At 62.4% G+C, this 7,511-nt stretch carries 4 protein-coding genes and 1 pseudogene; 3 read left to right on the top strand and 2 right to left on the bottom strand.

What is annotated here, in order from left to right:
- Nucleotides 1-641: pseudogene (locus tag V7080_RS21685) on the bottom strand (hypothetical protein); the annotation flags it as partial.
- A 422-nt stretch (nt 642-1,063) separates the two neighbouring features.
- Here V7080_RS21685 and V7080_RS21690 point away from each other — a divergent pair.
- The 3 genes from V7080_RS21690 (at nt 1,064) to V7080_RS21700 (ending at nt 6,132) form a co-directional block, all read left to right on the top strand.
- Nucleotides 1,064-2,386, top strand: coding sequence for a PQQ-dependent sugar dehydrogenase (locus tag V7080_RS21690; RefSeq protein WP_334190466.1), 1,323 nt, complete (start codon nt 1,064-1,066; stop codon nt 2,384-2,386).
- Nucleotides 2,387-2,623: 237 nt separating this feature from the next.
- A complete protein-coding gene (locus tag V7080_RS21695) occupies nt 2,624-4,408 on the top strand; it encodes a thiamine pyrophosphate-requiring protein (protein WP_334190467.1) in 1,785 nt (594 codons plus the stop codon).
- Nucleotides 4,409-4,722: 314 nt separating this feature from the next.
- Nucleotides 4,723-6,132, top strand: a complete 1,410-nt coding sequence (locus V7080_RS21700; protein WP_334190468.1) for a DUF2062 domain-containing protein — start codon at nt 4,723-4,725, stop codon at nt 6,130-6,132.
- A 19-nt stretch (nt 6,133-6,151) separates the two neighbouring features.
- Here V7080_RS21700 and V7080_RS21705 read toward each other — a convergent pair.
- The coding region (locus V7080_RS21705) for a hypothetical protein (RefSeq protein ID WP_334190469.1) at nt 6,152-7,511 on the bottom strand (1,360 nt) is incomplete at its 5' end.

A 7,511-nucleotide genomic window follows, 5' to 3' on the forward strand; every position in this document is an offset into this window, starting at 1 on the left:
GGTGCGGGAGCTGGTTTAGGAGCCGGTGCTGGTGCTGGTGCTGGTGCCGGTGCCGGTGCCGGTGCCGGAGCAGGTGCTGGCGCAGGAGCCGTTACTGTAGTCGCGAAATCACAAACCTTGTCGGCGCCGGGCAGCGGATCGCCGAACACCGAGTTGGAGCAGCGGATCGAACCGGTGGCGGTACGTGTGGCATAAGTGCCATTCAAACCGTAACGAACCTGGCGTGTGCCGGAGAAGGAACAGGTACCCTCTTCGACGGCGCAGCGTGTCCAGGTCGTGCTGGTCACAGGCGCTGGTGCCGGAGCCGGTGCCGGTGCAGGGGCTGGTGCAGGGGCCGGTGCCGGTGCCGTTACGGTAGTCGCGTAATCGCAGACCTTGTCGGCGCCTGGCAGAGGATCGCCGAACACATCGTTGGAGCAGCGAATCGAACCGGTGGCGGTACGTGTGGCATACGTGCCATTCAAACCGTATCGAACCTGGCGTGTGCCGGTGAACGAGCAGGTGCGCTCTTCCGTGGCGCAGCGCGTCCATGTGGTTGTCGTGACCGGCGCGGCTATTTGCGTGACTGTCGCCAGGTATTTGTTTTGTTCCGTTTGTGCCGGAACTTCAGCGGATGCCGATACAGCGCTGTTGGCTGTCATGGTGGAACCGGATGCGAAATCGGAACCATCGCCGTTTCCGCCACCGCATGATGCCAAAAACAACATTGCAAGACTTGCACCTGAAAGAGCCCGCATGGAACGAAGGCCCGAATACTCCCTGGACATGAAATTTCCCCTCTTATAAACATCAATTGATAATTCTCAAAGAACTCGAGAATTTGCAATCAGAGTTTTGCCGTAGCAAAATAGTTCCGAGAGGAAAGAAGAATTTAACACTTTGTTTCAATTGGGAATTTTGTTTCTACGCCACACTTTGTGATCGATTTGGCACATGCCTGTTGTAGACAGATGCAGGAACAACAAGACAAAAATAATGTCTTTCTGTCGTCCGTCGCCATGCTACGAAGCGCTTTCCCTGTGCATTGCCGACGCCCATTTGCCGCTTCCTGTGGAGACCCATCATGAAAAAAACCACCCTCCGTATTGCGGCTGCGGGCGCGCTGGTACTGAGTGCCGCCGCCTGTGGCGATACGTCCAAGCTGCCGGCGAATGCGGATGTCGGACCGAGTCCCAAACTTGTGGAGCCGGTAAAAAGCGCCATACCGACCGTCAAGATCGCGCCGGCCAAGGGCTGGCCGGAAGGCGGGAAGCCGGTGCCGGCTGCGGGCATGGCGGTGAATGCTTTTGCCGGCGGCCTCGATCATCCGCGCTGGCTGCATGTGCTGCCCAATGGCGACGTGCTTGTGGCTGAATCGAACAAGCCGAAAAAGAAGGACGAGCAAGGCGGCATCAAGGCCTGGATCACGAAGCTGGTGATGAAGCGCGCCGGCGCCGGCGTGCCGAGCGCGGACCGCATCACTCTCCTGCGCGATGCCGACGGCGACGGCGTGGCGGAAGTCAGGTCGGTATTCCTGCAGAACCTGCACTCCCCCTTCGGCATGGCGCTCGTGGGCAATGATCTCTATATAGCCAATACCGATGCGCTGGTGCGCTTTCCCTACAAGACCGGTGAGACAAGCATCGCCGTCGCAGGCGTGAAGGTGGCCGACCTGCCCGCAGGCGACATCAATCATCACTGGACCAAGAATGTCATCGCCAGCCGCGACGGCGCGAAGCTGTATGTGACCGTCGGATCCAACAGCAATGTCGCCGAGAACGGCATGGAGAACGAAGTCAACCGCGCCGCCATCCTCGAGGTCGATCCGAAGAGCGGCGCCACCCGGCTGTTCGCTTCCGGCCTGCGCAACCCGAACGGGTTGGCATGGCAGCCGCAAAGCGGCGCGCTGTGGACGACGGTCAATGAACGCGACGAACTCGGCAGTGATCTGGTCCCGGATTACATGACGTCCGTGAAGGATGGCGGCTTCTACGGCTGGCCTTACAGCTATTTCGGCCAGAACGTCGATGCGCGTCCCCAGCCGCCGCGCCCCGACCTCGTCGCCAAAGCGATCGTGCCCGACTACGCGCTCGGCGCGCATACCGCCAATCTCGGCCTGGCGTTCTACGAGGCCGACCTGCTGCCGAAGAAATACCGCAATGGCGCATTCATCGGCCAGCATGGCTCCTGGAACCGCAAGCCGTTGTCGGGTTACAAGGTGATCTTCGTGCCGTTCGCCGATGGCAAGCCGGCCGGCATGCCGGAGGATATATTGACCGGCTTCGTCGACGGCGACGGCAATGCCCTCGGCCGCCCGGCCGGCGTCGCGGTGGACCGCAAGGGCGCGGTGCTGGTAGCGGACGACGTCGGCAATATCGTTTGGCGGGTCGCGCCGGCGCAGAAATAGCTGCGTCCGCGGAACGTGCTTGCATAACTGCAAGCCTGCAGAAAGACCGGAACGGCGGAATCAATTGCCGGAGCAAAGGTCGAATCCGCTGTTCCGGCATGCTTACCCTGCTGACGCAACGCATCGCATCGGTAACGGTCATCCGGCGCAGCCTGGCGACGCCCGCGAAACACGGCGGCTTCGCCCCTCTCCAACAGGACGATCTGCATCGTCCCTTCATCCGCACGCGAGGTCCAGATGGCAAAGACGGTTGGCGACTTTCTGTTACAGCGCTTAGCGGAGTGGAACATCCACCGGGTTTTCGGCTATCCCGGGGACGGCATCAACGGCATCATGGCCGCCTTCAACCGCCAGAACGACATCAGCTTCATCCAGGCGCGGCATGAAGAACTCGCCGCCCTCATGGCCTGCGCGCATGCCAAGTTCACCGGCGAGGTCGGCGTCTGCCTCGCGACATCCGGTCCGGGAGCGATCCATCTATTGAACGGCCTGTACGACGCGAAGATGGACCATCAGCCGGTGGTCGCCATCGTCGGCCAGCAGAAACGCGCATCGCTCGGCGGCGATTACCAGCAGGAGGTCGACCTCGTATCGCTGTTCAAGGATGTGGCGAAGGACTATGTGCACATGGCCACCAGCCCTGAACAGGTACGGCACCTCATCGACCGCGCGGTGCGCATCGCGCGCGACGAGCGCACCGTCACCTGCGTGATCGTCCCCAGCGACGTGCAGGATCTCGATGCGGTGGAAGTGCCGTCGCGCGAACATGGCAGCGTGCACTCCGGCATCGGCACGGTCGGCCGCAGCCTGGTGCCGTCCCCCGACGCATTGCAGCAGGCCGCCGATATCCTGAACAGCGGCAGCAAGGTAGCAATCCTCGCCGGTGCCGGTGCGCTGCATGCCGGCGAGGAACTGGCCGACATTGCCGAACTGCTCGGCGCCGGCATCGCGAAAGCACTGCTGGGCAAGGCCGCCGTACCGGACGACCTGCCCTTCGTCACCGGCACGATCGGCATCATCGGCACCAGGGCCAGTTTCGACATGATGAATGAATGCGATACCTTGCTGATGGTCGGCTCCAGTTTTCCGTATGCCGAATTCCTGCCGAAAGAGGGACAGGCGCGCGGCGTGCAGATCGATATCGCCCCGAGGATGGTGAGCCTGCGTTATCCGATGGAGTGCAACCTGGTGGGCGACGCAAAGGAAACCCTGCGCGCCCTGCTGCCGCTTGTACAGCGCAAGACCGACCGCCGCTGGCGCACGCGGATCGAGGAAAGCGTGCAGGCATGGTGGCGGGTGCTGGAAGCGCGGGCCATGGACCCGGCTGATCCGGTCAATCCGCAACGGGTCTTCTGGGAACTCTCCCCGCGCCTGCCGGACGATTGCATCCTTACCTGCGACTCCGGCTCGGCGGCCGCCTGGTATGCGCTGGACCTCAAGATACGTCCCGGCATGATGGCCTCCCTGTCCGGCGGCCTCGCGACCATGGGTTGCGGCGTGCCGTATGCGCTGGCGGCCAAGCTTGCCCATCCGGACCGCCCGGTGATCGCGCTGGTCGGCGACGGCGCGATGCAGATGAACGGCATCAATGCGCTGATCACGATCGGCGAATCCTGGCAGCAATGGAAGAATCCGCAGCTCATCGTCCTCGTCCTGAATAACCGCGACCTGAATTTCGTCACCTGGGAACAGCGTGGCATGAAGGGCCAGCCGAAGTACGACCAATCTCAGGTGCTGCCGGCGTTTTCCTATGCCGACTATGCGCGCATGCTCGGCTTCGAGGCGCTCCGTGTCGAACAACCGGACCAGATCGTGCCGGCGTGGGAAGCCGCGCTGGGGGCAAACCGGCCATGTGTGATCGATGCAATCGTCGATGCGAATGTGCCGCCCTTTCCGCCGCACATCACCCGCTCGCAGGCGGAGGAATATTTTTCCGCAATCGAGAAGGGTGACCCGGACGCCGGGGCGGTCAAGCGTGGCGCAGCGCGCCAGGGGTCGGACGCGACCAGTAGCGGGGAATGACGCCCGGCGGTCCACACGATTATTTTTATCGGCGGACTGCCGTGGACCTGGCGCAGGAGTCCTTGAAGCACGATGCGCATGCATGTAACCCAAATCCACCGGTGCCCGCTTGTGCTTTTTCCTTGTGATATTTCCTCATATCGGGAGTTCGGCACCGGGTTTGACGTTAACGAAGGCATGCAGGCACGGGGAGGACATACTGAAAACTTCAAGGTGCACGGAGATCAGGATGTTGCGAAGTAACCGGGCACCGGCTGACATTCCGGATGACGGGCGCCATGGCGCCTGCCGCCTTACAGTCAGGAGCGGAGTAGATGCGTAGCCCCCGTATGTTCAAGCGTTTACCGTCAGCGGCCGCGCTGCGGAGCAATCGCTTTCTGAAACCCTTTGACCGCTACCTGCATCACCATTTCCTCTGGCAATTCAATCGGCGCGCGGTCGCCGGCGGTGTCGCTATCGGACTGTTCTTCGGCATCATGATTCCTTTTGCGCAAATCTTTTTTGCGGCAATCGGAGCAATCGTTTTTCGCGTCAATCTGCCGGTTGCCGCATTCAGCACGCTCGTCACCAACCCGATTACGTTCCCGCCGATCTATTACTTTGCCTATAAGCTGGGAGGCTTTCTTACCGGCAGCACCGAATCCGCAATTACTCCTCCTGCGCGGGAAGCGGAGGAACTCGTAGCGCAGCAGACGGAAGTCACGGGCCTGTTCACCAACCTGATCGTCTGGGCGCAGGGTATCGGCCTTCCGCTGATCACCGGCCTGACGGTGCTTGCAGTCGTATCTGCGGTAACCGGCTATTTTCTGATCAGCGGCCTGTGGCGCCTCCATGCAATCCGCCGCTGGCACGGGCGGAACCGGCGTCGCTCCCTGCTTTTTCCTGCGCCGGGCGATGTGCCTGTCATCAAGATGACCCGGCACCGCGCACTCATCATCGGTTTTTTGAGTTTCGTCGTCATCTCGGTGCTCGACGGCATAACCGATCCGCAGGTCAGCCTGCTATTGCTTCACCTCCTTCCCGTACTGTTCGTCACCTGGTTCGCCGGACCGCGATGGGGCGTGCTCTTCGCTGTCGCCCTGACAACCAACCAGGCAATCCTGCGCGTTCTGGTCGATGGCCAATCGCCAACCGACGCCATCGCCCTGATCGATATCGGCAGCGACCTTATCGCCATCATGCTGCTGGTGTGGCTGCAGTCGAAATTGAGGAATGGTTTCGAGCAGGTCGAGCAATTGACAAAACATGACCCGCTGACAGGAATCCTGAACCGCAAGGGTTTCTATGAGGTGCTGCATGCGGAAACCGAACGCGGAAAGCGTTACGGTCATCCACTGTCGGTCATTTATTTCGACTGTGATCACTTCAAGCAAATCAACGATACGCTCGGTCATCAAACCGGGGATTTACTGCTGGTCCGGATTGCCTCCACGCTTCGTACGAGCCTTCGCAGCATCGACGCATCGAGCCGCCTGGGCGGCGACGAGTTCGCCATCGTGCTGCCGGAGACTGCCGCCGAAGCAGCCAGGAATACGGTCAGGCATCTCAAGGCAATGCTGGATGCGGAAATGCGCGCCAACAAATGGCCGGTAAGCTTCAGCATGGGCGTTGCCACGTTCATCGACGCGCCCGATAACGTCGATCAGGCAATTGCCTATGCCGACTCGCTGATGTACGAGGCAAAGACCGGCGGGAGGGACGGCGCGGTGTTCAAAACGTATTAGGGATTCTTGCCGTTCCGGCTTACGGCACCGGTACTTCTTCAAGAAATCCATCCGCCGTGAGCAGCGCCGGATTGCCGTCGGCGGAATGGGTGCCGGGCCCGTTGTCGAAGCCGGCGACCAGCAGGTTCCCTTTCCAGCCCGCGAGGGAGCGGATCTGGTTATGGCGCGGCCCCGCCGCGAACGGCACTCGCCGGATCAACCGGCCTTGCGCATCGAGTACCGCCAGCAGGGGCGTGGCTTCCTCGGAGATGCTGCCGCCGGAGGGATTCTGGACATATCCGGCGCTGCCGCCGACCAGCAGCCGTCCGCCGGAAAGCGGCGCGATATCGAAGATCACCTCGCCGCGATCGGCGTGCACGGCGCGGTACGCCGTGACGCGCCGGGTTGCAGGCTGCACCAGGGCCACATAGCCATCCCATCCGGTGCCGTCGGGCACGATTTCACTGCGCACGCGCCCGGCCACTGCGACCGTATCGCCCACCCACCGGATCGCATGGATTTCGGATTTCTTCGCGGTATCGACGACCGTGGTCGTCATCCGTGCGCCATTCGGTGCGATCTGGGTCAGCAGTACGCCGTTGCCGATCGCCGGATCGAGCGGTTCGTTGAAGTGCTGCGAATGGCCGTCGATGATATCGGTCAGGCCGATGGCCACGGCGACCGCGATCTGGCCTTCGGCATTGACATCCATCGCGACGCGCCATTGGTTGTCCAGTCCGCCGAAGGGATCGAAGGTGCCGGACGTCAGGCCGACGCCGCCGATCGCCACCCCCGGCTCGACGATCCTGCGCCATTGCGTCGTGAAGCCGGCCGTCGTTGAATACCCGAGGCGATAGGCGACGACCGCATTGCGGCCGGTACGCAGGACGAGGGCGGCGTCCTCGCCGATCGCGGCGACGCGCGCCGCGTCCCGGGTGGCGAACGGCACCAGCGATTGGGAATTGCGGATCACCAGCGTGTCACCCACGAATGGATCGGTCGCGGCGAGCGGATCTGCAAAGTCGGTTTGTTTCAGCACCCTGCCCTGATTGTCCAGCCGGACGAGGCGGATGGCGGTGTTGGTGGCGAGGACGACGGTCATGTCCTGCGACGGATGCATGGCGAAATCGATCAGCGACCATCCTTCCGGCGCGGCATAGGCGGCGGACGCCGTGCTGCCTTCCCGCTTGATGACGAGGCGCCGGTCGGGCATGGCGACATTGGCCAGCGGGCGCAGCTTTTCCGTCATGGCGGTCCAGCCGCCGGCCGACGTGCGCAACTTGACGGCGGCGACACCCGGGGTGGCGACACTGACCGGCGGTGGCGGCTCGAACCCGCCGCCGATGCTGACGCTGCCGCCGCAGGCAGTCAGCGTGGCAGTGAGGAAACCGGCCCAGAGC

It is taken from the genome of Noviherbaspirillum sp., assembly GCF_036846085.1.
In the GTDB taxonomy this organism is placed as follows: Bacteria; Pseudomonadota; Gammaproteobacteria; order Burkholderiales; family Burkholderiaceae_D; genus Noviherbaspirillum.

Excerpts from the sequence above, each read along its gene's own strand:
- V7080_RS21690 (WP_334190466.1), top strand. The coding sequence starts at position 1,064 with ATGAAAAAAACCACCCTCCGTATTGCGGCTGCGGGCGCGCTGGTACTG.
- V7080_RS21695 (WP_334190467.1), top strand. The coding sequence starts at position 2,624 with ATGGCAAAGACGGTTGGCGACTTTCTGTTACAGCGCTTAGCGGAGTGG.
- V7080_RS21700 (WP_334190468.1), top strand. The coding sequence starts at position 4,723 with ATGCGTAGCCCCCGTATGTTCAAGCGTTTACCGTCAGCGGCCGCGCTG.